The organism is Desertivirga brevis (assembly GCF_017355835.1).
Map to the genome: position 1 here is coordinate 333,935 of NZ_JAFEWF010000002.1, position 25,918 is coordinate 359,852.

The following is a 25,918-nucleotide window of genomic DNA, read 5'->3' on the forward strand; positions in this document are numbered from 1 at the left end:
ATGAGATTTATACTGGCTGCTGGTCTGATTCTACTGATGAGCTTCTCTAAGGCTAGCTTGGTTACAGCCCAGTATAAGCTTCAATACACTTTTAAAATTGATACCCCGGCCGTTTCTGTCTGTATCGATAACCTTAATGATGTATATTTGGTTACCCCGGCAAATCAAATCTTAAAATACAATAATGCGGGAAAGCTACTTTGGAACTACAGTAATAAGGCTTTCGGTAAACTAGGATATATAGATGTGACTGACCCAATGCGGGTACTGCTGTTCTACCCGGCCATCCAGCAAGCGGTTGTTTTGAACAACAACCTTAATGAAATAACGCGGTTTAGCTTTGCTGAGGATGCTTCAGGTTTGATTTCTTTAATAGCTACTGCAAATTCTAATGGCTTCTGGATTTATGATCAGTTGAACCAGCAGTTACGAAAACTAACAAATCAGTTTGGGAATGAACTGCAGTCGCTGAACTTATACCAACAGACCGGTTTTCCTCTTCAGCCTGCGATTATGCATGCTTCAGATCAAAATGTTTTTATTTATGATTCCAAACAAGGGATCATGAAGTTTGACCGTTTTGGTAACTATTTAGCTACTATTAAGACCGGCACCATTAGCAGTTTCCAGGTTAGAGGTGATTTAATCTTTGTTCTAAGGGATAAACAATGGGAATGTTACAAAGTGAACAGTGCCGAAAGGCATACTCTTTTTATTTTTGATGAAACCGTTTTGCAGGTAGGCGAGGGAAATAATCGACTAGCTGTATTAACTAACCAAGGTGTAAAAATCTATACTATCCTGAACAATGAAGAAGGAAAATAAGTGGTTATCCATAGTCTTTGTGATGTTGATCCAATCTGCCTTTGCTCAAAAAGCAGGCAGGATTAGAATTACGGAAGAAAAAGATAAGCAACGTTTGGATGTGCTGATCAACGACAGCCTTTTTACCTCTTTGCTTTATGCAGATAGTTTGAGGAAGCATGTTCTTTACCCTGTAAATGCTTCTGGTGGTATTACTGTCACACGCGGTTATCCCCTGAAACCTCAAGTCGGCGATCAGGTTGATCATCCTCATCAAATAGGGGTATGGTTCAATTATGGAGATGTTAACGGTGCGGACTATTGGAACAACTCAACTAAGATAGATACCAATAAGAAGGCGTACGGGACTATCAGGGTTAACAAAGTTTCTGTGGTTAAGACCGCTAACCGAAACCCGGGAATAAAGGTAAATGCATTATGGCTTAATCCCGGAGCAAAGCCCGTTATGGCTGAAGAGACAGTATATGCTTTTTCTGAAGAGGCAGGAGCAAGGTTAATCAGCAGAGAAACGAAACTAACAGCTTTGGTAGATGTTTCGCTGAAGGACAACAAGGAGGGGTTATTTGGAATGAGAGTGTCCCGGCAGCTTGAACATCCTTCAGATAAGGCGGTAGAGGTAATGGATTCAGCAGGGAGGCGAGCTAAGGTAGTTGAGAAAAATTTTACTACCGGGTTTTATGAGAGCAGCGGAGGAATATCAGGAGAAGCTGTGTTCGGAACACGAGCAGAATGGTTAAAGCTATCGGGAAAAGTTGACAGCAAGGCAGTTACACTGATCTTGATGGACCACCCCCAGAACGTGAATTACCCAGCTTTTTTAATGTCAAGAGGATATGGACTATTCGCATTGAACCCTCTCGGAGCTGAATTTTATACCAATGGAAAGGAGAAGTTGAACTTGATCCTCAAGAAAGGTGAGAGCAAAGTTTTCCGGCACGGGCTGCTTGTCGGTCATGAGCTAAGTAATGGTCAGATTGACTTACTCTATAAGAAGTTTAAAAAGAATTAAATAGAGTTTCGACTACCTGGAATGGACCTAATTGAACGCTAAAGCCGAATCAATATTAGCTGCTCTGAAATTGGCTAAAAACCTGTACTTTTGTGCCCTTTGGAAATGGTGCGGCTCGGTCTATGCCTTAGGGTATCAATCCGGCAAGTAGGGACTGCACTGTTACTTATCAAATAATACCATGTTAGATAAATTAGAGGCAATAAAACTCCGTTGGGAAGAAGTAGAAAGGGATCTAAGCAATCCTGCTACTATGAGCGATATGAAGCGCTTTACCCAATTGAATAAAGAGTATAAAGACTTGGGTAAGATCGTAGATGAGTACAAAATCTACAAAAATGTTGTTTCGAATATTGAGGCGAACAGAGAGATCTTATCTAACGAGAAAGACGAGGAACTTCGTGAGATGGCCAAGATGGAGATGGATGAGCTTGTTCCTCAAAAGGAAGAACTCGAGGAGAAGATACGGGTAATGCTTATTCCTAAAGATCCTCAGGACGCTAAAAATGCTGTATTTGAGATTCGTGGTGGAACTGGAGGAGACGAGGCTGCACTGTTTGCTGGCGACTTATACCGTATGTACACCCGCTACTTTGAAAAGAAAGGTTGGAAAGTTGAGGTTGTTGATGTTACTGAAGGTACTGCTGGTGGTTATAAAGAGGTTATTTTAAAAGTTTCTGGAGAAGATGTTTATGGTACCTTAAAGTATGAATCAGGTGTTCACCGGGTTCAACGTGTTCCTGATACTGAAACGCAGGGCCGTGTGCATACATCTGCTGCTTCTGTTGCTGTATTGCCGGAGGTTGAGGAAGTGGACTTTTATCTAAATCCTGCAGATGTTGAGATGCAGACTTCCCGTTCGGGTGGTGCCGGTGGTCAGAACGTAAATAAAGTTGAAACTAAAGTTCAACTGACGCACAAACCAACAGGAATGGTAGTTGTCTGCCAGATTGAACGTTCTCAGCTGGGTAACCGCGAAAGAGCAATGGAAATGCTTCGTAGCAGGCTTTATGACTTGGAGGTGCAAAAACAAACAGGAGATATTGCTGCAAAACGTAAAAGCATGGTATCTACTGGTGATAGGTCTGCAAAGATCCGAACATACAATTATCCTCAGGGACGTGTCACCGATCACCGCATTGGATTGACTTTGTATAACCTCCCTGCTATTATGGATGGTGATATTCAAGAAATTATAGACGCCCTTCAATTTGCAGAAAATGCTGAAAAAATGAAGGAAGGTCAGACAGTATAGACCGGCAAACTGAGGACGAAATTTACTTTTTAAAAATTTTCACTTTTTTTTGACAAGTAGAAATTAAAACCTCATATTTGCAGTCCCAAAACGGGAGAACGGAGTGGTAGTTCAGCTGGTTAGAATACATGCCTGTCACGCATGGGGTCGCGGGTTCGAGTCCCGTCCATTCCGCAAAGCCTCTTAGAGAAATCTGAGGGGTTTTTTTTTGTGGTCTAAATTTAGAGGCACTAAAAAAGGGTTGAATTTATTATCCAACCCTCTTCTTTGAAAATAGTACTTCTTGTTAATTAATTTTAACTAGTTTGTCTTTCAAATTTACCGGAACTTCATTAAGTCCCAGAATTCTCAATTCGCTTTGAGGATTTCCTACCACCGCTCCGGAAAGGGTTTCGTTCAATTCCTTTGTTTCAAGCCTGTACATTGCTCCCGTAGCAGGATCCACTATTAAAAATCCAATCAGGCCTCCAAATAAAATGTTTCCCCAATACCAACCGTTTAGTTTACTGCTTACCGGTATTATTTTTTCCGAATATCCCGGAGCAGAAAACTTGATCTGGTATTGAGCTCTTGAAAAAAATCCTGCGCCTGATTTTAAGTTTGTAACCGCTGGTGTTTGCCCTTTATAAACTAAGTTACCCCATTTATCAGTTATAGTAATACTCGCATTAGTAGGTGTCGAGTTTACAGTTAAAGGATAGTTACTTCTGGAGACGATGGACGCGCAACTCATGGAAAATACAGTAGTTGCGATCAAGGAATAGGTTAAGATCTTCTTCATCATGACAATTGTAATAAGATTAAAATTCGCACAGATTTAATTGGGAGCAATTTTACAACTTTTGTGTTCATTTTGCAATGATTATTAAAATGGGGACGATCATATTTGCTTGATCTGTAATTTCTTGTGTGCTTTGATGTAAAAATCTTGAATTTCTGTTTTGACATATCATTTAAAAAACTCATATTTGCACACCCGAAAGGGAGAACGGAGTGGTAGTTCAGCTGGTTAGAATACATGCCTGTCACGCATGGGGTCGCGGGTTCGAGTCCCGTCCATTCCGCAGAAATTTGAAGCCTTGCAAGATTTGCAGGGCTTTCTTGTTTTTATTCCAAAAATTCTTCGTATCTATCTGATTTTCTTTATTTTTGCAGCCGTATGATGAGCTGGATTTGTTCGGTGTTTTAGCTCACAACCTCAGCCTTTTAATCATTTAGTGATGGTGAGGAAGACATATTCAAAGCTATTTGGCGTGGTTAGATCTGTGCAGAAGCTTTAAGGTAATTTTGAACTATTTGTCGACTTGATACATGAAAATAATTTTATTCAATCTGATTTTTGGACTTGCTGTTCTTGAAGTTTCTGTTGATGTGGTGAACCGCGTTCTTAATACTCAATACGAGATTATTCATAAGGATAGTATAAGAAGGCTACTTTACAACATTGGGATTCCGGTAGAGATACTGATGTTTATAATAAATGCAGCTGTTTATATGAAAACAGGTAAACCCTTATTCTAGATAAATCATTTTAAAAGCTCTTGTTCCAGGGGATGAGAGCTATCCCTTCATATTTTTTTGCTTATTGCAAATCTCTTGTAATTCTACCTCCTGTTTCTAGATCCTAAAGTATTTACGCCGGCCTTGTAGTGGCCTTACAGCGAGTTTATACCCACCTTATAGCGATAATATTGTATGCCTTGCTCATACATCACTCATGGATACCTCAGTAATAAGTTAACTATACTGCTTGAATAAAGAGAGTTTGATAGCTGTAAAAGCTTACTTTTTCGAACAATGACTGCACAAGGTAGCTCCAAAGTACCTTAAATATTCTTTAGTATTCTTGGATATATGAAGGATTACTTTAAAATTCGCCCTTGTCTGTTCTTTATAAAAATTCTAAAATCCTTTCATCTAAAACTAAACTCTCGTTTAGAAGTATAAATTAGGATTGTTATTTTTTGCGATGACACACATCATTCTTTAAAGTTGCCAATGGTACTAATTTGGCACCATAATTTAATAAGCAAATGACTAAAACCGTTTTTGTAGCAACAGCCGAGCCTTATAGTGGAAAATCGATCGTTGTATTAGGCCTTATTAATATGTTATTGGGTAAGGCAAGAAAAATTGGATATTTCAAGCCTATCATAAATTACCATCCTACGGAAAAGAAGGATGTTCATGTTCAAACAGTACTCCAGCATTTTGGCCTTCCTGTTAACTACGAGGATATTTATGCATTTACCCGTTCGGAAGTTTTGCATCATATAGAGAACGACTCCCAGGGTGAAATGATCGACGTGATTATCAGCAAATACAAGCAGCTGGAAGAAACCTATGATTTTACCGTTATTGAGGGTAGCGATTTTGTGGGGGAAGGTGCGGCTTTTGAGTTTGAAGCAAACGTTTCTATCGCTAAGAACTTAAGTGCTCCGGTTATCGTAGTTGTTACAGGTAAAGGAAAAACTACAGCACAAATTATTAATTCAGCATTAACGCTTCATAAAAACTTCGAATCACGTGAGGTGCAGGTGTTGGCTACCATTGTAAACAAAGTTAAACCTGAACAGCTGGAGGACGTAAAGGAGCTTTTGAATTCGCAGTTGGAGGAGGGTTCCATCCTGGCTGTAATTCCTGAAAATAAAAGCCTTGAGAATCCTACAATGAAGGAAATTCATGACAGTCTTGGCGGGAAGCTTTTATTTGGTGAGGAGAATTTGCCCAACCAGGTAGATAACTTTATTACAGGTGCAATGCATGTCCCTAATTTTCTTAATCACTTGAAAGAAAATGTGCTGATTGTAACGCCCGGAGACAGGGGAGATATTGTTATTGGTTCATTGCAGGCCAACTTATCCACCAGTTATCCGAAGGTGGCGGGTATTGTGCTTACTGCCGGATCAATGCCAGAGGAACCAATTATCCGACTGATCGAAGGACTTCAAACAGTAGTACCAATAATTTCTGTTCCAACCGGTACATTCCAAACTATCACTGAAATCGCCGCTATTAAACCCCGGATCTCCCCGGATAATACCAAGAAAATACAGCTGGCACTTGATATTTTCGATAAGTACCTGGATGTAGAGGCACTTAACCAGAGGATCATCACTTTTGAACCTGAAGGAATAACTCCTCATATGTTCCAGTATCAGCTTACCAAGTGGGCTAAGAGCCAGTCGAGGCACATTGTCTTACCTGAGGGGCATGATGAACGTGTTTTGAAAGCTGCAGCTCGTTTAGTAGCTCAAGAAGTTTGTAAGATAACCCTGCTTGGAAAACCTGCTGAAATAGCAGCTTCCATTAAGCGTTTAGGACTTACTATAGATCCCAATAAGATTAGCATTATAGACCCCGCAAATTCAGAGTATTACGACGATTTTGTGGAAACCCTTTATGAGCTCCGCAAAACTAAAAACGTGAATATGGAAATGGCCAGGGATATGATGACAGATGTTTCATATTTCGGTACAATGATGGTCTACAAAGGAATTGCAGACGGAATGGTTTCGGGTGCAGTAAATACTACCCAACATACTATCCGCCCGGCTTTGCAATTTGTGAAGACCAAGCCGGGCATTTCTACAGTGTCCTCTGTATTTTTCATGTGTCTTCCTGATAGGGTATCAGTGTTCGGTGATTGTGCAGTTAACCCTAACCCTACTGCAGAACAACTAGCAGAAATAGCGATATCATCGGCTGAAACAAGTCAAAAATTTGGAATAGAACCAAGGATTGCCATGCTTTCATACTCTTCAGGTACTTCTGGAGTAGGAGAGGACGTAGATAAAGTTCGCAAAGCCACTGAAATTATCAAAGCGACCCGTCCTGATCTAAAAGTTGAAGGTCCTATTCAGTACGATGCCGCTGTTGATCCTGTTGTAGGTAAACAGAAACTTCCGAATTCTGAGGTTGCCGGACAAGCAAGTGTGCTTATATTCCCTGACTTAAATACTGGTAATAATACTTATAAAGCGGTTCAAAGGGAAACAGGTGCTCTGGCCATTGGTCCTATGCTTCAGGGACTGAATAAACCAGTGAACGATTTAAGTCGCGGATGTACTGTTGATGATATCTTCAACACTGTGATCATTACTGCTATACAAGCACAAGAGTAAGTTTTTAATTTAAATATCGATTTTAAACATGAACATTTTCGTTGTTAACTGCGGCAGCAGTTCTATAAAATATCAATTCTTCAAGTGGCCACATCAAAGTCCTATTTGTAGCGGCCTGGTTGAACGCATCGGTCTTGAGAATTCAATTATTACTCATAAGGTGTATCAGGACGGAACCGAGAAGGTGATTGAACGTGTGTTGGAGTACGCTGACCACGAAATGGGTATGAAGGAAGTGGGTAAGTTACTCACTGAACCGGGAATTGGAGTAATTCAGAATCCAGAGGAGATAGAGTCTGTAGGACATCGTATTGTTCACGGTGGAGAAAGTTTTTCTAAAACAACGGTGATTACACCAGGTGTAAAGGAGGAAATTAAACGCCTTTCAACGTTAGCACCGCTACACAATCCGGGGCACTATATTGGTATCACAGTTTCAGAAAAAATCTTTACCAAAGCAACCCAGATAGCTGTTTTTGATACGGCATTTCATCAAACTATGCCTGAGAAGGCTTTCCGTTATGCGCTTCCTGAATCTCTTTATACAGAGAATAGTATCCGTGTTTATGGTTTCCATGGCACCAGTCATAAATATGTGACAGGCCAGGCATTAAGCTATCTCGATAATCCTAATGCAAAAATCATCACTGTCCATCTCGGGAATGGCTGCAGTATGGCTGCGGTCAATGCCGGTGTGTGTGTTGATACAAGTATGGGACTAACTCCTCTTGATGGCTTGATAATGGGAACACGTACAGGTTCAATTGATGCCTCAGTAGTATTTCATATGGTATCTCAATTGGGATATGATATTGAACAAGTGAATACTTTATTCAATAAACGCAGTGGAATGCTTGGTTTGACCGGGTTTAGCGATATGCGGGATATTTTAAAGGCTATAGATGCAGGTGATAAAAACGCGAAGCTGGCCTATGATATGTATGCTTACCGTATTAAGAAGTTTATTGGCTCTTATGCCGCGGCATTAAATGGCCTTGATGCAATTGTGTTTACGGCTGGTGTGGGTGAAAACGACGCTGCACTCCGTGAAATGGTGTGTACAGATATGGGCTTCTTTGGGATCACGATCGATGTAGAGAAGAACAAGGTGCGCTCAAAAGAAAACAGGGAAATCAATCTTCCTGAAGGAAAAGTTAAAGTATTAATTATTCCAACCAATGAAGAGTTGGAAATTGCCAAAGAATGCTTTGAGCTAATTGAGACGAAGGAAACTATAGCCTGATCGGCAATATAAGTTGCATTGGCAGATAAAAAGGAAGAGTTTGTCTAATACTACTCTTAATCTTTCACGATTGAACTATTTTTGTGAAGATGAGTAGAATTAGGCAAATTTTCCTTCATGCAATAGTCTGGCTAGTGCTCCTGCTGTTTTTCGTGTTTGTAAGTAGCAGGTCTGGATCGGTTAGCGAAGCTTTCGTTATCTTCGTCTATTTCGGCCTTTGTAATATTGCCATTTTCTATGTTAACTACCTTTACCTGCTTCCCCGGTACCTTAATTCTCGTGAATATCTTGCTTGTGCCGCTAGTATAATAGGCTTGATCCTTGTTTCAGGTCTTCTGAAGTACGGGCTGGCCAACGTTTTTAGTGATACAATACTTGTGAGAGGTCAAACAAGTGGAGCTATCGGTTTCAGGGATTATTATATAGCTTCCGTTTTTACAAGTACTTTTTTCATTTTTACAAGTACCGCATTAAAGTTCAGTACAGATTGGTTTGTAAATGAAAAGGTTAAACGAAGCCTTGAAAAAGAGAAGCTAGCAGCAGAGCTTGCCTTTCTAAAATCCCAGATAAATCCTCATTTCCTTTTTAATTCTTTAAATAATATTTATTCATTGGCTTATCAGCGCTCAGAGAAAACGCCGGAAGCTGTTTTGAAGCTTTCTGAGATTATGCGTTATATGCTTCAAGAAAGTAATGAGGTGAGGGTGGATTTGTCACGAGAGCTAAGATACCTTGATAATTATATCGAGCTTCAGAAGTTGAGATTTAAGAATGATGCTTATGTAAAGGTGACTGTTGAAGGTGATGATCAGGATAAGAAGATCGCTCCTTTGATACTGATAGCATTTGTTGAAAATGCCTTTAAACATGGAGTAGCTTCAGATCCTCTCCATCCGATCATTATTGAAGTAAAGATTGCTAAAGATAGATTGAACTTTAGTGTAATGAACCGGAAGAGTTCGCATAACAAAGATCTAACCAGTGGTATTGGCTTGAGTAATGTTAAGAGGCGTCTTGATCTTCTTTACCCGGAAAGGTATTATTTGAATATTACGGATAGGGAAGTTACCTATTGTAGTGAATTATCTTTAGTTTTATAAAATGATACGCTGCCTTGTCGTTGATGATGAACCTCTGGCTCTCGATATCCTTGTAGATTATATCGATAAGGTGCCTTTTCTTCAGCTTATTAGATCTACCACAAGCGCATTTGAAGCTCTTTCTATAGTACAGCAGGATCAGGTGGATCTCGTGTTCCTCGATGTTCAGATGCCAGAACTTACGGGTATTCAGTTTCTGAAGATCCTTAACGGGAAATGTAAAGTGATCCTAACGACAGCTTACTCACAGTACGCCTTAGATGGATATGAGCTGGATATCTGCGATTATTTATTAAAGCCGATAGCCTTTGATCGCTTTTACAAAGCTGTTAGTAAAGTTCAGGCCCAGATTTTGGTTCAGCAGCCTGTAGTCACTCCACCTGTTGCTGAAAAAGTGGTGAGTCAGTCGCCGGACTTTATATTTGTAAAAACTGAGCATAGGATTCAAAAGATATATATTAATGATATCTTATATATCGAGGGATTGAAAGACTATATATCCATTTTTACCCATGCTGAACGTATCATTACATTACAGCACATGAAAAAAATGGAAGAGGTTTTGCCCTCAGGCCGATTTGCTCGTGTTCACAAATCCTATATTGTTTCTATCGACAAGATTGAAAGCATAGAAAGAAGCAGAATTCAGATCGCGGAAAAGGTTATACCGATTGGCGACACCTATCGTGATAGTTTTTTTAAGCAGATCGAGGATAAGAATATTTAGGCTAGGCACCATTTACCTTTCCCCTAATGAGGTTCTCCGCTGTTATAACTACTTCATCTACCGATTTCCCTTTGGGTTCGATCGGCTCAAGTACCGTAAATTTAAGGTGTTCTCCAAAACTCAATGGATAATTGCCATACCGGACAAATTTCCATGCATTTTCAATCGCAATAGGAACTATTAATGCATCCGGAACTTTCTTTAAAAGAGCAGCAACTCCACCTGTATTGAAAGATTTCACTTCTCCTGTTTTAGACCGGGTGCCTTCTGGAAAAATTACTGCCGACCATGTATTTTCCTTCATTCTTTGGCCCAATTTCATTAATTCCATAATAGACTGTTTTGCGTCTTTTCGGTCAATGTTTGCACCGCCGCCGTGAAGGAGATTAAAGGAAACACTTGGAATACCTTTGGTAAGCTCAATCTTTGAAATAAATTTAGCATGATACCTGCGCAAATACCAGATTAGTGGAGGTATATCATGCATGCTTTGATGGTTGGCAACAAAAATGATGGAACGGTTAACAGGCAGATCATAAGAGTTTTTAAAGCTTACTCTTGTTCCCGCAAAATAAAAGGAGCTGACTAAAAAAAAATTTAAGATATCTACGCATTTCTTGTGCGCGGTGTAGCCTCCAACTTTCAGACAAAGCCATTGCAAGGGATGGAAGATCACTAAAGAAAGTCCGTAAACCAGATATTGTAATGGAGTAAAGATGTAGCCTAGTAATTTATTCATTCCTTGTATGAATATATTTTAATATAATCAATTTCTATTGTTGCTGGCAAACTTGATTCATCAAGAGCCCCCGTCCAACTGTTAGTTTTTGATGCCCAAATATTAAACATCAGTTTCATTTCCGAGTGGGGAATATTGGTGTTTGTTCTATAAACCTCTTTTCCGTCAATTTCCCAGCAAATATAATCAGGTAACCATAAAATAGAATACTCGTGATAACTATTCGCGGCATCGAAATCTAATTGAACGGAGAACGGACTTTCAGTCTTGTTTACCCAGTGGTTAAAATGAATAAGGTTTGTTTCTTTTCCTGTAAACTCAATATCAATCTCTTCATGTGCTCTGCCTTTCGTATCATATAGGAAAAAACCAGAAATTATGCCGCTCCCTTTAGCTGGTTTCAGTCTTGCAACAAACTTTCCATATTTGAAACCTTTACGAGTCCGTATTTCCGCTCCTGAATACTGTTTTCCTTTTCGCGCTACAGAAGTGAGCTTAAGATGTAATCTTCCATCTCGGGCAAAAAGATTCCTTCCAGAAAAGTAAGCCAGATTATTTTCGAATGTATGCGAAGCTTTAGTCCAATGTTGTTTATCGAAGGTTTCGAAGTAGTCTTCAAAGTATAGTTGATCACTAACCATCCCCTGCGCGTAATCTTCCTGATGAAAAAGGATAGCCGGAGCTAGTAGAAACCATCTCCAGCCTTTTATCATAACTTATTTTCAAGGATCATAATTTTAACCCTCAGTATTGCAGCAACACTAAGTGAGTCCGTTATTTTTCCGTCAATAACCATTTGGTACGCTTCATCAAACGGAAGTCGTTTTATTTGCAGGTCTTCGGTTTCTTCTGGTTCTGCTTCGCCTTGCTGTAATCCTCTGGCCAGGTAAATATATCCGAATTCGTTGCAAACAGAATTGGAAAGATGGAAAGGCATTAGCTGGGTCCATTCAGTGGCCGTTAGTCCGGTTTCTTCCAATAGTTCCCTTTTTGCAGACTCTAGAGGTTCGATCCCAAAAGGGCCTCCGCCTTCCGGTATCTCCCATGAATATTGATTTAAGGTGTAACGGTATTGACCTACAAGGTAAGTATGCATTTCATCGTCAAGAGGGAGTACTCCTAATGCGAAGTTCTTAAAATGAACTTTTCCATAAATTCCTTTTCCTCCAGAAGGATTAATGACCTGGTACTCAGTAACGTTAATCCAGGGATTGTCATAAATTTCTCTTCCTGAGAGCGTAGTCCAGGGGTTTTTTGTTTCGTCAACCATTTCTGATAAGTAGAGTTTTTTAGTAATTATAGGACATACAAATTGAAAAAGCCCCCTGTTTGGCAGGAGGCTTTCAAATTATTTTCCAAATGCTTGTTTTACTTTGTCAACGTAGTCTAGCTTTTCCCAAGTGAAAAGCTCTACCTCAACCTCTAGTTTCTCTCCATTAGCACCTTCGAATGTTTTGACAACAGTCTCCGGATTTCTTCCCATATGGCCATAAGCAGCAGTTTCAGAGTAAATTGGGTTTCTTAGCTTTAACCTGCTTTCTATTCCAAAAGGAGTCATGTCAAATAGCTCTCCTACTTTCTGGGCAATCTCTCCATCGGTAAGGCTTACTTTAGACGTTCCGTTGGTGTTCACATAGATCCCCATTGGATCTTTAACTCCAATAGCATATGATACCTGAACCAAAACTTCGTCGGCAATACCTGCTGCGACCAGGTTTTTTGCGATATGACGGGTTGCGTAAGCTGCGGAACGATCAACTTTCGAAGGATCTTTACCTGAAAATGCTCCTCCTCCGTGTGCTCCTTTACCTCCATAGGTATCTACAATGATCTTTCTACCTGTCAGACCTGTATCTCCGTGTGGTCCACCGATCACAAATTTCCCTGTAGGGTTAATATGGTATTTTATGTGATCAGTAAACAGGGCTTGAAGTTCGGTGCCTAGCTTAGCTTTAACCCTTGGAATCAAAATATTAATGATGTCCTCGCGAATCTTTCTCTGCATGTTTTCCTCGCTGTCGAATTCGTCGTGCTGAGTGGAGACAACTATAGAATCAATACGAATGGGTTTATGATCATCACTGTATTCGATAGTAACCTGAGATTTTGCATCTGGACGTAGATAACTGATATCTGATCCTTCTCTTCTTAGAGCCGCTAACTCAATCAGAAGATTGTGTGCAAGATCAAGGGCAAGAGGCATGTAATTATCAGTTTCATTTGTTGCATAACCGAACATCATTCCCTGATCGCCTGCACCTTGTTCTTGTTTTTCCTTACGGTCAACGCCCTGGTTTATATCTGCTGATTGCTCGTGGATAGCAGATAGAACTCCGCAGGAATTAGCTTCAAACATGTATTCCGACTTGGTGTAACCAATCTTCTTAATTACTTCCCGGGCTATCTTCTGTACATCTAGGTAAGTGCTTGACTTTACTTCTCCAGCTAAAATTACCTGACCCGTGGTTACTAGGGTTTCACAGGCCACTTTTGAGTCTGCATCCCAAGCTAGAAAGTTGTCGATCAATGCATCTGATATTTGATCCGCAACTTTATCAGGATGCCCTTCTGAAACAGACTCGGACGTAAATAAATAAGGCATAAAAACTTATGTTAAAATGTTTAATTAAGGGGACGGCAGATTGCAGAGAAGTAAAAAATAGTAAAGATTAGCACTTTTTTTTACGTGGTTGCAATCAGAGCCAGTATTTAGGCATAGCAAATCAATCCACCTTTTTTGCAATTGCGAAAGTACAATAATTTTTAATTTATGAAAAATTAAAGCTTATTTCGCTATAGTGTTAAAGAAGAGTATACTGTTTATTATTAACCCGATATCGGGAGGGAAGAACAAAAGGAATTTTCAGTCCCTTGCTGATAAGATTCTTGATCGCGAGGTGTACGAACCACAGTTCGAGTTTTCGGAGCGGGCGGGCCATGCCTATATGTTAGCTGAAAAGGCGATAGGTGAAGGTGTAGATGTTATAGTGGCAGTAGGAGGGGACGGTACTATCAATGAGGTTGCCTCTGCAGTAGAAGGAACGAATAGTATCATGGGTATCATTCCTTTCGGATCAGGCAATGGACTGGCGCGTTCATTAAATGTATCTTTAAAGGCAGAAAGAGCGTTAAGGGCCTTGAACCGGTTTAGAATAGAGGTGATCGATACCGCAGAACTCGCCGGTTACAAGTTCTTCAACATGGGCGGCGTAGGCTTTGACGCTCGCATTAGTTACCAGTTTACGATGTTGCCCAACCGCGGTTTTCAAGGTTATGTAAAAACAACCTTCAATGAGATTTTGAATTATAAAGCGAAAAAATACCTGATCGAGATAGACGGAAAGAAGATGGAGCGGGATGCATTTATGATCAGTATTGCTAATTCCTCACAGTATGGAAATAATGCTTATATAGCTCCTACAGCATCATTAAAGGATGGATTGTTAGATCTATGTATCGTCAAGCCTTTTCCTTTATATCATTTCCCTGTTATGGTATACCACCTTTTTAGTAAAACTTCTGAAAAATCGAGGTATGTAGAAATAATAAAAGGAAAAAATATACGTATAAAGACTACAAATGTTGATGCTCCGGAAGTGATTCATTTAGACGGAGAACCGCGCAGGGTGAACGGAGATATACTAGCTAGCATAAAACCTTTGTCTTTAAAAGTTTTACATTAAATAATGATGTCAAAGAAAAACAAGAACATCACCGGTGTGGTTTATTCTACCAATCCGGAATTTGCCTATGATTATGAGCAGCAAGATGAGCTGGAAACTTTACCGCCAAAACAGCAGGATTTAAGGGTTCAGCTGGATAAAAAGCAAAGAGGAGGGAAAGCTGTGACTTTGGTCACTGGTTTTGTCGGAAAAGAAGAAGATATTGCGGCACTGGGTAAGTTTTTGAAACAAAAATGCGGTGTTGGTGGTTCGGCAAAAGATGGTGAGATACTTATCCAGGGGGATTTCAGGGACAAGGTTATTGAATTGTTAAAACAAAATGAATACAAGGTTAAGAAAGTGGGAGGATAGTGCCCTCTGGTGTTGGATTGTAATCGAATTTTGACTTTTTTAATGAATTCTGTTTATATTGCGACTTGTAATTGAAGAAAAAAATAGTTTTCATTGTAAAATAATAAAGAGCAGGTGGCAACTGTTGTAATTAGCATCAGTTTTTGCCAGGTCGGAAGATACCGCTGATTGAATACGATGAAAATTAGTTAGAATTCTATAATTGAGAAAGAATATTATTTTTGCGCATTTAGCTGCGTAGATTGCTTAGCATATCAATTTTATATACTATAATTAAAACTAAAACTAAAAACTAAATTTTAAGAGAAAATGGCAACCGCACCAAAACCAACAACAGCTAAGAAAGAAAGCTCAGGTTCAAGTATTTTTGCAAGTCTTACAATGGTATTCTGCATTGTAATTGGAGTTCTCCTTTGGAAATTTGTTATGGGTAGCCCATCAAACTTCGAAGGTGGAAATCCAGAAGGTCACCCGCTACCAGGCAACTATTTTGCGATGGTTTACAAGGGTGGATTCATCGTTCCTATTCTAATCGGTATGCTATTAATGGTAATCGTGTTTTCGATAGAGCGGTTTTTTGTGATCAGCAAAGCAGCTGGTACTGGAAACGTAGAGACTTTTGTGAAAAGAATTCAAGGATTACTATCAACTGGAAACATCGAAGCTGCAGTAGCAGAATGCGATAAACAAAAAGGATCTGTAGCTAATGTAATCAAATCAGGTTTGAAAAAATACCGTGAGGTGGAAGCTGATCCTAATTTAGATATCGAGCAAGCTTCATTAGCAATCCAGAAAGACATTGAAGAGGCAACGGCTCTTGAAATGCCAATGTTGGAGCAAAACCTTACTATCATTGCGACTTTGGTATCAGTAGGTACATTAACAGGTCTACTAGGTACAGTAACAGGTATGATCAAGTCGTTCGCGGCGTTAGCGACTGCAGGTGCTCCTGACCAGGCTGCTCTAGCGAATGGTATCTCTGAGGCCTTGATCAATACAGCAACTGGTATCGCTACTTCAACTGTTGCGATCATTATGTACAACGTGTTCACTTCTAAAATTGATAAATTAACTTATTCAATCGATGAAGCAGGATTTTCGATTGTACAAACCTATGCAAGTACTCATAAATAAAATTTAGTGAAAGTTTTGTCCGGGACTTTATGGAATTTCCCGGACTTTTTCATCACTATATAAAAGCATACAGGAATCAGTTATAAAATAAAAAGATGCCTAAAGTAAAAGTTCCTAGAAAGAGCACAGTTATCGACATGACGGCGATGTGTGACGTGGCATCGCTGCTGTTAACATTCTTTATCTTAACAGCAACAGCTCGCCAACCAGAGCCGCTGCCGGTGGATACTCCCTCGTCGACTGTTAAAATTAAGTTACCAACCACTGATATAGCTACCCTAACTATTGGTCAGGGTAAAGTTTTCTTCGGTGTTGCTGGCCAACCTGTTCGTATAAGAATGCTTGAAAGAATGGGTGAGCGTTATAATATTCAATTTACTGATCAAGAGAAAAAGCGTTTCTCGTTGATGGATAACTTCGGTGTTCCAATTGCACAGTTAAAGCAATTAATTGCCTTACCTGGTGACAAGAGAAATAAAGAGGGTGTTCAAGCAGGAATTCCTACTGATTCTGTTGGTAGAAATCCTTCAGAACTACGTGAGTGGATATATAACGCCCGTTATGCAACTAAAGAATTAAATGATAAAGAATTAAGGATCTCTATTAAAGGGGATTCTAAGGAAAACTATAAAGTAGTTAAGAGGGTCATTGATATTCTACAGTCGCAAGAGGTAAACAAGTTCAGTTTAATTACTTCACTAGAAGGGCTCGATTAGTTTGGTCCTTAAAAAATATTATAAATGGCAGAATTAGACAGCTCCGGTGGTGGAGGTAAGAAAAAGGGTGGCAAGGTTAGAAGTAAAAAGCAGAATGCCCGTGTGGATATGACTCCCATGGTTGACTTGATGTTTCTTCTGATCACATTCTTTATGCTTACCACAACACTTGCAAAGCCACAAGCGATGGACCTTGCAATGCCGGATAAAGATGAAAAAACCGACGACAAGTTTGACGTGGCTGATAACCGTACCATGACTATTCTCTTAGGAAAGAATGATCGTTTAGAATGGTATATAGGTTTGGTTGATAATCCATTAACATCACCACAAGTTGACAACTACGGAAAAGACGGAATAAGAAAAGCTCTTTTAGAGAAATCGAAGGAGATCAAATCTAAAACAGGAAAGGGCTTAATTGTGCTTATTAAAGCAAGCGATCAAGCTAACTACAAAAACCTGGTAGATATCCTGGATGAAATGAAAATTACCAATATCGGTGTTGGCGGGGGTACTTATGCAATTGTAGATATTTCCGAGCCCGAGATTGGTTTATTAAAACGTGACGGACTTTACTAGTTATTTGTACCATATAAGAAGAAAATGGCAAAGTTAGATATTTTTAATCCGGTTTGGCTTGATGTTGTCTTCACTGGACGGAATCAGGCTTACGGAGCGTATGTGCTTCGTAAGGAGAACGCCAAAACCACGAATAAGGCTCTTATAATAGGGGCTATATGCTTTATCTTGCTTGTTAGTTCTCCTTTGATTGCCGCCAAGATTAAAGGCTTGATGGGCGAGAAAGAAGAAGAACAAGAGAGGATAATAGAGACAGAGGTAGTTTTAAGTACACCTCCTCCTGTAGACGAGGCTGCTCCGCCTCCGCCTCCAGCAGCAGAACCTCCGAAGCCACGTGTTGACCAGGTGAGGTTCCCTCCTCCGGTTGTTGTTCCGGCAGAGCAGGTTCGTGAGGAAGAACCACCGAGTCAGGAAGAACTTGCAGTTAAAGACCCTGGTCAGAAAACAATTGAAGGGGATCCAAATGCTGAAGTTCGTATTGATCAACCTGTGGGTGAAGCTCCTCCAACTCAACAAGCAGCTGTTGTAGAGGATAACGGTGTATACGAGGTAGCAAACATAGAAGTGCAACCCGAATTTCCTGGAGGTATGAATAAATTCTACGAATATGTGGGAAGATCTTACAACTATCCGGCTGCAGCTAAGGAGCAGGGAGTGTCAGGAAGAGTAATCTTAAACTTCGTTGTTGAGAAAGACGGAAGTCTTACAGATATCAAAGTTGTAAGAGATCTTGGAATGGGAACTGGAGATGAAGCTATTCGGGTTCTTAAGAAATCTAAAAAGTGGAATCCGGGTATCCAGAACGGCCGTCCTGTACGTGTAAGTTATACTATCCCTATCGTATTGAACTTAGAAGCTCAATAAAAAAATACCATGTCATACAGACAAAGTCAACAGAAATCGCCCGAAAAGCGATTTCTGTTTGTTTTTAGGTTTATCAGAATTGCGTTTTTTCTTGTCTTAGGGCTGCTGGTCATCTTTACAAAGTTTTTTACATTGAACATAGACCGTCCCTATCAAATCGCTTTTGGAGCGCTACTGATTGTCTATGCTCTATTCAGGTTATATTGGGAATTAAAAAACTCAGCTGATAGTAATGACGACGAAGATTAAGATTTTTATAGGTCTTTTTGTTTTTATCCTGATGTCATGTCAGAATAAGTCTGATAAAAAGAGTGTTGAAGAAACGGCTGTTTCCGGTTCAACCCAGATTGTGGTTGACGAAAGTCTCGTCCCAATAGTGCAGGACCAGTATGATGTCTTTAGCAACAGTTATCAGAGTGCGACGATAAAATTTATTTTTCAACCTGAGAATAAACTTTTGACTACGTTCTTGTCTAATCAGGTAAACATTGCTATAATGACGAGAGCCCTGTTACCACAAGAAGCTAAAGTATTTGAATCAAAAAAGATCAAAATACGGATGAACCGTTTTGCTGTTGATGCAATTGCTCTTATCGTAAATAGAGGCACGGAAGATTCGACGATAACAGTGGATGAGCTAATTGCTACCATGCAAGGCAAAAGCAAAAGAGTGAAACTGGTGTTTGATAATGCAAATTCAAGCACGGTAAGATATTTGAAAGAGGTCGCCAAAGTAGAGCAACTACCAACCGCAGGTATATACGCTTTAACTTCAAATTCTGAAGTAATTAAGTATGTGCACAATAATAAAGGAGCTATAGGTGTTATAGGAGTTAATTGGATCAAAAGTCCTGGAAGTGAAGTGAGGGATTTGGTGAAGGACATAAAAATTTTAAAGGTAAAGAATTTGCAAGGCTTGCCTGGAGGAGACTCTTTTTATAAGCCTTCACAAAGTAATCTTGCATTAGGATTATATCCATTGAGCCGTAACTTGTATATCATTAATTGCCAGGGTACGCCGGGATTAGGCACGGGTTTTGCTTCGTTCCTGGCCAGTGAAAGGGGCCAGAGAATTGTTTTAAGATCAGGATTGCTGCCGGACAGTCTACCTTCAAGAGAAATCTTCATTAAATAAATTATAATTGAACTTATGGAATTAATTAAAAAGGCATTACAAGCAGGTCTGATAGCGGGTGTTGTGAGTACATCAGCCTTTGCGCAAAATATTGCTGATGCAAAGAAAGCAATTGATGCGGAGCAATATCAGCAAGCTAAATCTATTTTAAAAAGGCTTATAGCAGCACAACCTGCTGCTCCTGAGAATTACTTCTTTTTAGGTGATGTATATTTAAAAACAGATTACGCTGATTCTGCTAAGGCTACTTTCACTAGGGGTGTTTCAGCTAATGGTCAAAACGCTTTAAATTATATAGGACTGGGTGCAGTAGATTTGATTGGCAACAATGCTACATCAGCTAAAGCCAATTTTGATAAGGCTGTATCGCTTGCTCCAAAGAAGGATAATGATCCTTATATATATGCAGCCAAGGCTTTAATTGCCTCTGAGAAACCTGATTTCGCTACTGCTCAAACCTATCTTGAAAAGGCAAAAAGCATGGATGAAAAGGATGCTGAAGTTTACCTCGCTTTGGGGGACTTGTATCGTGGTCAACAGAAGCATGGAGAAGCTTACGGGGCTTATCGTACAGCTTTCGAATTGGATAAGAATTTGTTGAGAGCAAAAGTTGAATTGGGAGTTCTAAATCGCATGACTAAGGCTTTCAAAGAGTCTGCAGATCAATTTAATAGTATTCTCGCTATTAATCCTAATTATGGTCCTGCTTATAGGGAGTTGGCTGAAACAAACTTAAGATGGAGCTTTGGCGCTCCTGAAGCCGAAAAGAACGCCCGTTTGCAAGCTGCTGTCGACAACTATAAGAAGTATCTTGATAACACAGATAGATCAGTAGACTCAAGGGTACGTTTTGCGGATTTATTAGTTTATAAAGGCGACTGGAAAGCGCTTGAGCAAGAAGCTCAGGAGATAGATGGTGAAACAGGATAATTCGAACCCGAAGATTTATCGTTATCTCGGTATCTCAGCGTACGAAAATGGAAACTATCCTGCGAGTGTGCAGGCTTTAAAGGACTTCCTGTCGAAAGTAGAACCGCGTAGAACGATTGCCTGGGATTATGCTTACCTGGGAAAAGCGCAGTTAAAAACTGGAGACCCTGAAGCTTATAATAATTTGTCTAAAGCTATCGACAAGGATTCTACTCTTGCCGAAGAGTTTAGTACACTAGGTGCTGCAGCATTCAAAGAGAAGAAGTATGCTGACGCCGCAAAATTATACGCTCTTGCTGTTCAAGGTCCGACTACAAGCCATACTGTAACTGATTATTTTTACGTTGGGTACTCGAACTATTTCGATTACGTAGGGAAAACTCCTGCTGAAAAAGCAGCTTCCGCCGATGTGTTGGTAAAAGCTGATTCAGCATTTAGTAAAGTGAATACATTAGCACCATCTTACGCTTTAGCTTACCTGTATCGTGCAAGAGTTAATCGTTATCTGGATGATGAAAAGAACCCGAAAGGATTAAGCGTCCCTCATTACGAAAAATATATTCAGGTACTAGGAGAAAAGCCTGAAAACTTGACCGACCCCAAAAATAAAAGGGACTTGACTGATGCTTATAACAATATTGCAGGCTTTTATTTACAGTCTAACCCTGGTAAGGCTAAAGAATATTTGAGCAGGACTTTAAGCTTGGATCCTGGAAACACCTATGCCGCTGAGGTAATGAAGCAGCTAAACCGTTAGGTTAGGGTGCAAAGTAAAATTTAAGATAAGTAACTAAAAGAGCCGGATATTTCTGGCTCTTTTAATTTATATTTGCAGCAACGATATTTAATTTAATGGAAACGCAAAGCACTGCTGTTAATTATGTCCCAATAATTATACAAATGCTTGTAGCTTTAGGATTTGTGGTTTTTACTATGGTATTAACCCACCTTATTGGCCCCAAGCGTAAAACCAAGGAAAAACTAACTCCTTTTGAATCAGGGATAGAAGTTGTCGGGAATGCTCGTCAGCCATTTTCTATCAAGTACTTTTTGGTAGCAATTTTGTTTGTATTATTCGATGTGGAAGTAATCTTCATGTACCCTTGGGCTGTAAACTTCCGCGATTTTAGCAAAGTTGGATTTGAAGGTCTTATAGAGATGTTCATCTTTATGGGTACTCTTCTTCTTGGTTTCATCTATATTATCAAGAAAAAAGCTCTCGATTGGGATTAGCTAGATTGTTTCTAAATAGACTGCTTGTTCAGCTATTAAACTACACTATTTTGTAACTTTGGAATTCATTTTTTTTAAATGGAATGAATTCCATAATAATGACTAACTATGAGTGATATTAAATTAGCAGAAGCGCCAGCAGGGATTGAGGGGTCAGGGTTTTTTGCAACGTCATTCGATAAAGTTATTGGTTTAGCACGTGCTAACTCCCTTTGGCCTTTACCGTTTGCGACTTCATGTTGCGGTATTGAATTTATGGCTACCATGGGAAATCACTACGATATCTCCCGTTTTGGTTCTGAAAGGCCCTCTTTTTCACCTCGTCAAGCCGATATGCTTTTGGTTATGGGAACGATTGCGAAAAAGATGGCGCCTGTTTTAAGGCAGGTTTATATCCAAATGGCCGAACCTAGATGGGTTATTGCGATTGGAGCATGTGCTTCAAGTGGTGGTATTTTCGATACATATTCAGTTCTTCAGGGTATAGATGAAATAATTCCTGTGGATGTCTATGTTCCAGGGTGTCCCCCCAGACCTGAAGCTTTTCTTGATGGAATATTGAGATTGCAGGATCTGGTGAAGAATGAACCTTTACGACGTCGTAACTCTCCAGAATACAAAGAACTTTTAAATAAATACGGAATCCAGTAATGGGTAAACTAAGCAATCAGGCTGTACTTCAAAAACTAAGCAATTCGTTCGGAGATAAAGTATCAGTTCCAGCAGAACCTTATGGCCTGTTAACTTTCGAGACTACAAAAGAATATATTCAGGATATCCTGAAGTTTTTAAAGGAGGATAAGGAACTTCAGTTTATTTTTTTGACTGATATTACTGCTATTCATTACCCGGAAGACCAACTCTCCATTGTTGTTGTTTACCATCTTCATAGCTTTGTTAATAATGTGCGGGTTAGGATCAAAGTTGCTTTGCCAGACGTTAATCCAAGTATCCCTACAGCATCAAACTTATGGGAGGGTGCAAATTGGATGGAGCGCGAAACATACGATTTCTTTGGGGTCAATTTCGAAGGTCATCCTAACCTGGTTCGTATCCTAAATGTAGATGATATGACGGCGTTCCCTATGAGGAAAGAATTTCCACTAGAGGATCCTAATCGTGTAGATAAAAAAGACTTTTTCTTCGGAAGATAACATGAATCAACCCGCTATTATAGAAAATCTGGACCGTAAGGAAACTACTACGTTAAACCTTGGTCCTACGCATCCTGCAACGCATGGTGTGTTTCAAAACGTGTTGGAGATGGATGGTGAGAAGATCATAAGCGGAGTTTCAACTATCGGTTATATTCACCGTGCATTTGAAAAAATAGCAGAACACCGCCCTTACTATCAGATAACCCCACTAACAGACCGTTTAAACTATTGTTCTTCTCCAATCAATAACATGGGCTGGCATATGACAGTCGAGAAAATGCTCGGTATTCAAATGCCAAAGCGCGTGGATTATATGCGCGTAATTGTGATGGAGCTTGCCCGTATTGCCGATCACTTGATCTGTAACGGTATCCTTGGTGTTGATACTGGTGCCTATACAGGATTTTTGTATCTTATGGAGCAGCGAGAGCATATTTATGAGATTTATGAAGAGATCTGCGGCGCTCGTTTGACTACCAATATTGGTCGTATAGGAGGATTTGAGCGTGATTTCAACGATATAGCATTTCAAAAGATACGCAAGTTTACCAAAGATTATGCTGTTGCTTTGAAGGAATTCCAGAATCTGTTTGACAGGAACAGGATTTTTATGGACCGTACGATAGGTGTTGCTCCTGTTACTACGGAAACAGCATTAAATTATAGCTGGACTGGTCCTATTTTAAGGGCTACTGGTCTGGATTATGACGTTCGTGTAAATGAACCCTACAGTTCCTATGAGGATTTTGATTTTGACATACCGGTAGGAACAACAGGTGACGTATACGATCGTTATATGTTGAGGAATGAGGAGATGTGGCAAAGTTTGAGAATTATTGAGCAGGCCCTCGAGAAAATTGAAAAGGAACCTAAAGGTGTTTTTCATGCAAACGTTCCCGACATCTACTTGCCTCCTAAAGAAGAGGTTTATAACAACATGGAAGCGCTTATCTATCACTTTAAGATAGTGATGGGGGAAGTTGATATACCAAAGGCCGAGGTTTATCATTGCGTTGAAGGAGCAAACGGAGAGCTAGGCTTTTATCTGATAAGCGATGGAGGACGTGCTCCTTACCGACTGCATTTCCGTCGTCCAAGTTTTATAAACTATCAGATGTATGCTCCGATGAGTCGCGGAATGCTTCTCTCTGATGCTATCATCAATATGAGTAGTTTAAATGTAATTGCAGGAGAATTAGATGCTTAAGATATCTGATACCGAAGAAATAGTTTTTAGTCCTGAACTTATATCAAAGTTCAATGAGATTGTAGCCCGATATCCGGAAGGAAAACAAAAGTCGGCATTGTTGCCTGTTCTTCACCTTGTTCAGGCGGAGTATGGGTGGGTAAGTACACCTGCAATGAATAAGGTTGCAGACTACCTTGATATTAAACCTATTGAGGTTTATGAGGTGGCTACTTTTTATACTATGTTTTTTCTAGAGCCGAAAGGGAAGTATGTTTTGGAAGTTTGCCGTACCGGACCATGCAGTATTGTAGGAGCCGAGAAGGTAATGAAATACATCGAGCAGAAGCTAGGCGTTAAGGAAGGTGAGGTTACGGCTGATGGGTTGTTTAGTTGGAGGGGAGTCGAGTGTTTGGCTGCTTGTGGGATGGCTCCTGTGCTTCAAATTGGTCCTGATTATACCTATTATGAGAACCTTAACGAAGCTAAAGTTGATGAGTTAATTGATAGTTTAAGGTTAAAAACCGTCGAAAAACCTCAAATTAGTTAAGAAATGGGACGCAAATTATTATTAGAACATATAAACGTTCCCGGCATAAACACTTTTGATGTTTATCGTCAGAAAGGCGGTTATCGGGCTGTTGAAAAGGTGCTGAAAACAATGTCTCCTGAAGATGTAGTTGAAGAAGTGAAGAAGTCCGGCTTACGTGGTCGGGGAGGCGCAGGTTTCCCTACTGGGATGAAGTGGAGCTTCCTGGCGAAACCGGAGGGTAAACCTCGTTATTTGGTTTGTAATGGTGACGAATCTGAACCAGGAACATTTAAAGACCGGTATTTGATGACGCATATTCCTCATGCTTTAATTGAGGGGATGATTGTGTCGAGTTTTGCCTTGGGCGCTAATACGTCTTACATTTATGTAAGAGGAGAAATGATGCCTCAGATCCGCATTCTTGAAAAAGCTATTACAGAGGCGAAAAATGCTGGGTTCCTCGGTAAGAATATTTTGGGATCTGGATATGATCTGGAGTTATATGTTCAGCCCGGAGGCGGCGCTTATATCTGTGGAGAAGAGACAGCGTTAATAGAATCTTTGGAAGGGAAACGTGGTAATCCGAGGATTAAGCCGCCATTTCCTGCCATTTCAGGTCTGTACAATTGTCCAACCGTAGTTAACAACGTTGAATCAATTGCAGCAACTGTACCGATCATCAATGACGGAGGAGAAGAGTACGCCAAGATTGGTTTGGGAAGAAGTACTGGTACTAAACTTATTTCTGCTTCTGGAAATCTTAATAAACCTGGTGTTTATGAGATCGAATTGGGTGTTTCGGTAGAGGAGTTCCTTTACTCTGAAGAATATTGTGGAGGCATAGCCAACGGGAAGCGTCTGAAAGCAGTGGTAGCAGGAGGTTCCTCTGTACCAATTCTACCAGCTAATCTAATCCTGAAAACAGTAAACAATGAGCCTCGGCTAATGACCTATGAGTCACTTGCCGATGGTGGATTTGCTACTGGTACAATGTTAGGTTCTGGTGGCTTCATTGCTTACGATGAAGATCAATGTATTGTGCGTAATACCTGGAATTTCTCACGGTTTTACCATCATGAGAGTTGTGGACAGTGTTCGCCATGCCGCGAGGGAACGGGATGGATGGAGAAGGTACTTCACCGTTTGGAATACGGTCACGGTAAATTGAGCGACATTGATCTTTTGGTTGACGTATCAAAGAAGATTGAAGGAAATACGATATGTCCGCTTGGAGACGCAGCCGCATGGCCTGTAGCAAGTGCGATACGCCATTTCCGTGATGAGTTTGAATGGCATGTAACAAATCCACAGGAAGCCGTAAGCAGGAACTTCGGTCTTGCCCATTATGCGGATCCTCTTCCAAAATTGGAAAATGTTGCAGCAAATTAATTTGAGA

28 protein-coding genes and 2 tRNA genes are annotated in these 25,918 nt (G+C 40.1%); 25 read left to right on the forward strand and 5 right to left on the reverse strand.

The window, feature by feature from the left end; translation table 11 throughout:
- The 4 genes from J4N25_RS09320 (at position 1) to J4N25_RS09335 (ending at position 3,263) form a co-directional block, all read left to right on the forward strand.
- On the forward strand, positions 1-825 hold the full coding sequence (locus tag J4N25_RS09320) for a hypothetical protein (RefSeq protein WP_207421923.1): 825 nt from the start codon (positions 1-3) through the stop codon (positions 823-825).
- Positions 809-1,834, forward strand: a complete 1,026-nt coding sequence (locus J4N25_RS09325) for a DUF6807 domain-containing protein (protein ID WP_207421924.1) — start codon at positions 809-811, stop codon at positions 1,832-1,834. Before J4N25_RS09320 ends, J4N25_RS09325 begins: the two co-directional genes overlap by 17 nt.
- 181 nt (positions 1,835-2,015) lie before the next feature.
- A complete protein-coding gene (prfA, locus tag J4N25_RS09330; RefSeq protein WP_207421925.1) occupies positions 2,016-3,089 on the forward strand; it encodes a peptide chain release factor 1 in 1,074 nt (357 codons plus the stop codon).
- Between the two features lie 100 nt (positions 3,090-3,189).
- Positions 3,190-3,263: transfer RNA gene (locus J4N25_RS09335), tRNA-Asp, on the forward strand.
- Positions 3,264-3,375: 112 nt separating this feature from the next.
- Here the strand turns inward: J4N25_RS09335 and J4N25_RS09340 are convergent.
- Positions 3,376-3,873 (reverse strand): peptidase associated/transthyretin-like domain-containing protein, encoded by a 498-nt coding sequence (locus J4N25_RS09340; RefSeq protein ID WP_207421926.1) that lies wholly within the window; start codon positions 3,871-3,873, stop codon positions 3,376-3,378.
- A gap of 206 nt (positions 3,874-4,079) precedes the next feature.
- Here J4N25_RS09340 and J4N25_RS09345 point away from each other — a divergent pair.
- The 6 genes from J4N25_RS09345 (at position 4,080) to J4N25_RS09370 (ending at position 10,283) form a co-directional block, all read left to right on the forward strand.
- Positions 4,080-4,153 (forward strand) — tRNA-Asp (locus J4N25_RS09345).
- Between the two features lie 247 nt (positions 4,154-4,400).
- A complete protein-coding gene (locus J4N25_RS09350; RefSeq protein ID WP_207421927.1) occupies positions 4,401-4,610 on the forward strand; it encodes a hypothetical protein in 210 nt (69 codons plus the stop codon).
- Positions 4,611-5,122: 512 nt separating this feature from the next.
- Positions 5,123-7,213: a phosphate acetyltransferase gene (pta, locus tag J4N25_RS09355; RefSeq protein WP_207421928.1), complete on the forward strand. Its 2,091-nt coding sequence runs from the start codon at positions 5,123-5,125 to the stop codon at positions 7,211-7,213.
- Between the two features lie 28 nt (positions 7,214-7,241).
- Positions 7,242-8,456, forward strand: a complete 1,215-nt coding sequence (locus J4N25_RS09360) for an acetate/propionate family kinase (protein WP_207421929.1) — start codon at positions 7,242-7,244, stop codon at positions 8,454-8,456.
- 89 nt (positions 8,457-8,545) lie between these two features.
- A complete protein-coding gene (locus J4N25_RS09365) occupies positions 8,546-9,556 on the forward strand; it encodes a sensor histidine kinase (protein WP_207421930.1) in 1,011 nt (336 codons plus the stop codon).
- 1 nt (position 9,557) lies between these two features.
- The gene (locus J4N25_RS09370) at positions 9,558-10,283 is read left to right on the forward strand and encodes a LytR/AlgR family response regulator transcription factor (RefSeq protein WP_207421931.1); all 726 of its coding nucleotides are present in this window, start codon (positions 9,558-9,560) and stop codon (positions 10,281-10,283) included.
- Between the two features lies 1 nt (position 10,284).
- Here J4N25_RS09370 and J4N25_RS09375 read toward each other — a convergent pair whose 3' ends face one another.
- The 4 genes from J4N25_RS09375 to metK all read right to left on the reverse strand — a co-directional run bounded on the left by J4N25_RS09375 (position 10,285) and on the right by metK (position 13,624).
- The gene (locus tag J4N25_RS09375) at positions 10,285-11,022 is read right to left on the reverse strand and encodes a lysophospholipid acyltransferase family protein (protein WP_207421932.1); all 738 of its coding nucleotides are present in this window, start codon (positions 11,020-11,022) and stop codon (positions 10,285-10,287) included.
- Positions 11,019-11,735 carry a family 16 glycosylhydrolase gene (locus J4N25_RS09380; protein ID WP_207421933.1) on the reverse strand — a complete coding sequence of 239 codons (717 nt, stop codon included), beginning with the start codon at positions 11,733-11,735 and terminating at the stop codon, positions 11,019-11,021. Before J4N25_RS09380 ends, J4N25_RS09375 begins: the two co-directional genes overlap by 4 nt.
- Positions 11,732-12,292 carry an NUDIX domain-containing protein gene (locus tag J4N25_RS09385; RefSeq protein ID WP_207421934.1) on the reverse strand — a complete coding sequence of 187 codons (561 nt, stop codon included), beginning with the start codon at positions 12,290-12,292 and terminating at the stop codon, positions 11,732-11,734. Before J4N25_RS09385 ends, J4N25_RS09380 begins: the two co-directional genes overlap by 4 nt.
- 78 nt (positions 12,293-12,370) lie before the next feature.
- Positions 12,371-13,624 (reverse strand): methionine adenosyltransferase, encoded by a 1,254-nt coding sequence (metK, locus tag J4N25_RS09390; RefSeq protein ID WP_207421935.1) that lies wholly within the window; start codon positions 13,622-13,624, stop codon positions 12,371-12,373.
- Positions 13,625-13,820: 196 nt separating this feature from the next.
- Here metK and J4N25_RS09395 point away from each other — a divergent pair, with 196 nt between their 5' ends.
- From J4N25_RS09395 to nuoF, 15 genes are all read left to right on the forward strand, one after another.
- The gene (locus J4N25_RS09395; protein ID WP_207421936.1) at positions 13,821-14,705 is read left to right on the forward strand and encodes a diacylglycerol/lipid kinase family protein; all 885 of its coding nucleotides are present in this window, start codon (positions 13,821-13,823) and stop codon (positions 14,703-14,705) included.
- A gap of 3 nt (positions 14,706-14,708) precedes the next feature.
- Positions 14,709-15,056 (forward strand): translation initiation factor, encoded by a 348-nt coding sequence (locus J4N25_RS09400; RefSeq protein ID WP_207421937.1) that lies wholly within the window; start codon positions 14,709-14,711, stop codon positions 15,054-15,056.
- Positions 15,057-15,365: 309 nt separating this feature from the next.
- Positions 15,366-16,190 (forward strand): MotA/TolQ/ExbB proton channel family protein, encoded by an 825-nt coding sequence (locus J4N25_RS09405; RefSeq protein ID WP_207421938.1) that lies wholly within the window; start codon positions 15,366-15,368, stop codon positions 16,188-16,190.
- Between the two features lie 95 nt (positions 16,191-16,285).
- Positions 16,286-16,906: an ExbD/TolR family protein gene (locus J4N25_RS09410; RefSeq protein WP_207421939.1), complete on the forward strand. Its 621-nt coding sequence runs from the start codon at positions 16,286-16,288 to the stop codon at positions 16,904-16,906.
- A 24-nt stretch (positions 16,907-16,930) separates the two neighbouring features.
- On the forward strand, positions 16,931-17,485 hold the full coding sequence (locus J4N25_RS09415) for an ExbD/TolR family protein (protein WP_207421940.1): 555 nt from the start codon (positions 16,931-16,933) through the stop codon (positions 17,483-17,485).
- A gap of 24 nt (positions 17,486-17,509) precedes the next feature.
- Entirely contained in the window at positions 17,510-18,349 is an 840-nt protein-coding gene (locus J4N25_RS09420) for an energy transducer TonB (RefSeq protein WP_207421941.1), read from the forward strand.
- 232 nt (positions 18,350-18,581) lie between these two features.
- Complete coding sequence (locus J4N25_RS09425; RefSeq protein ID WP_207421942.1) at positions 18,582-19,484, forward strand: PstS family phosphate ABC transporter substrate-binding protein; 903 nt, start codon at positions 18,582-18,584, stop codon at positions 19,482-19,484.
- A gap of 15 nt (positions 19,485-19,499) precedes the next feature.
- Positions 19,500-20,414, forward strand: a complete 915-nt coding sequence (locus tag J4N25_RS09430) for a tetratricopeptide repeat protein (protein ID WP_207421943.1) — start codon at positions 19,500-19,502, stop codon at positions 20,412-20,414.
- A complete protein-coding gene (locus J4N25_RS09435; protein ID WP_207421944.1) occupies positions 20,398-21,171 on the forward strand; it encodes a tetratricopeptide repeat protein in 774 nt (257 codons plus the stop codon). Before J4N25_RS09430 ends, J4N25_RS09435 begins: the two co-directional genes overlap by 17 nt.
- A gap of 95 nt (positions 21,172-21,266) precedes the next feature.
- On the forward strand, positions 21,267-21,647 hold the full coding sequence (locus J4N25_RS09440) for an NADH-quinone oxidoreductase subunit A (protein ID WP_207421945.1): 381 nt from the start codon (positions 21,267-21,269) through the stop codon (positions 21,645-21,647).
- Between the two features lie 108 nt (positions 21,648-21,755).
- Complete coding sequence (locus tag J4N25_RS09445) at positions 21,756-22,298, forward strand: NADH-quinone oxidoreductase subunit B (RefSeq protein ID WP_207421946.1); 543 nt, start codon at positions 21,756-21,758, stop codon at positions 22,296-22,298.
- Positions 22,298-22,801, forward strand: coding sequence for an NADH-quinone oxidoreductase subunit C (locus J4N25_RS09450; protein WP_207421947.1), 504 nt, complete (start codon positions 22,298-22,300; stop codon positions 22,799-22,801). The genes J4N25_RS09445 and J4N25_RS09450 overlap by 1 nt, the downstream gene beginning before the upstream one ends.
- A 1-nt stretch (position 22,802) precedes the next feature.
- Positions 22,803-24,011 (forward strand): NADH-quinone oxidoreductase subunit D, encoded by a 1,209-nt coding sequence (locus tag J4N25_RS09455; RefSeq protein ID WP_207421948.1) that lies wholly within the window; start codon positions 22,803-22,805, stop codon positions 24,009-24,011.
- Positions 24,004-24,540 (forward strand): NADH-quinone oxidoreductase subunit NuoE family protein, encoded by a 537-nt coding sequence (locus tag J4N25_RS09460; protein ID WP_207421949.1) that lies wholly within the window; start codon positions 24,004-24,006, stop codon positions 24,538-24,540. The genes J4N25_RS09455 and J4N25_RS09460 overlap by 8 nt, the downstream gene beginning before the upstream one ends.
- Before the next feature lie 3 nt (positions 24,541-24,543).
- The gene (gene nuoF, locus J4N25_RS09465) at positions 24,544-25,911 is read left to right on the forward strand and encodes an NADH-quinone oxidoreductase subunit NuoF (protein WP_207421950.1); all 1,368 of its coding nucleotides are present in this window, start codon (positions 24,544-24,546) and stop codon (positions 25,909-25,911) included.
- The last annotated feature ends 7 nt before the right edge of the window (positions 25,912-25,918 follow it).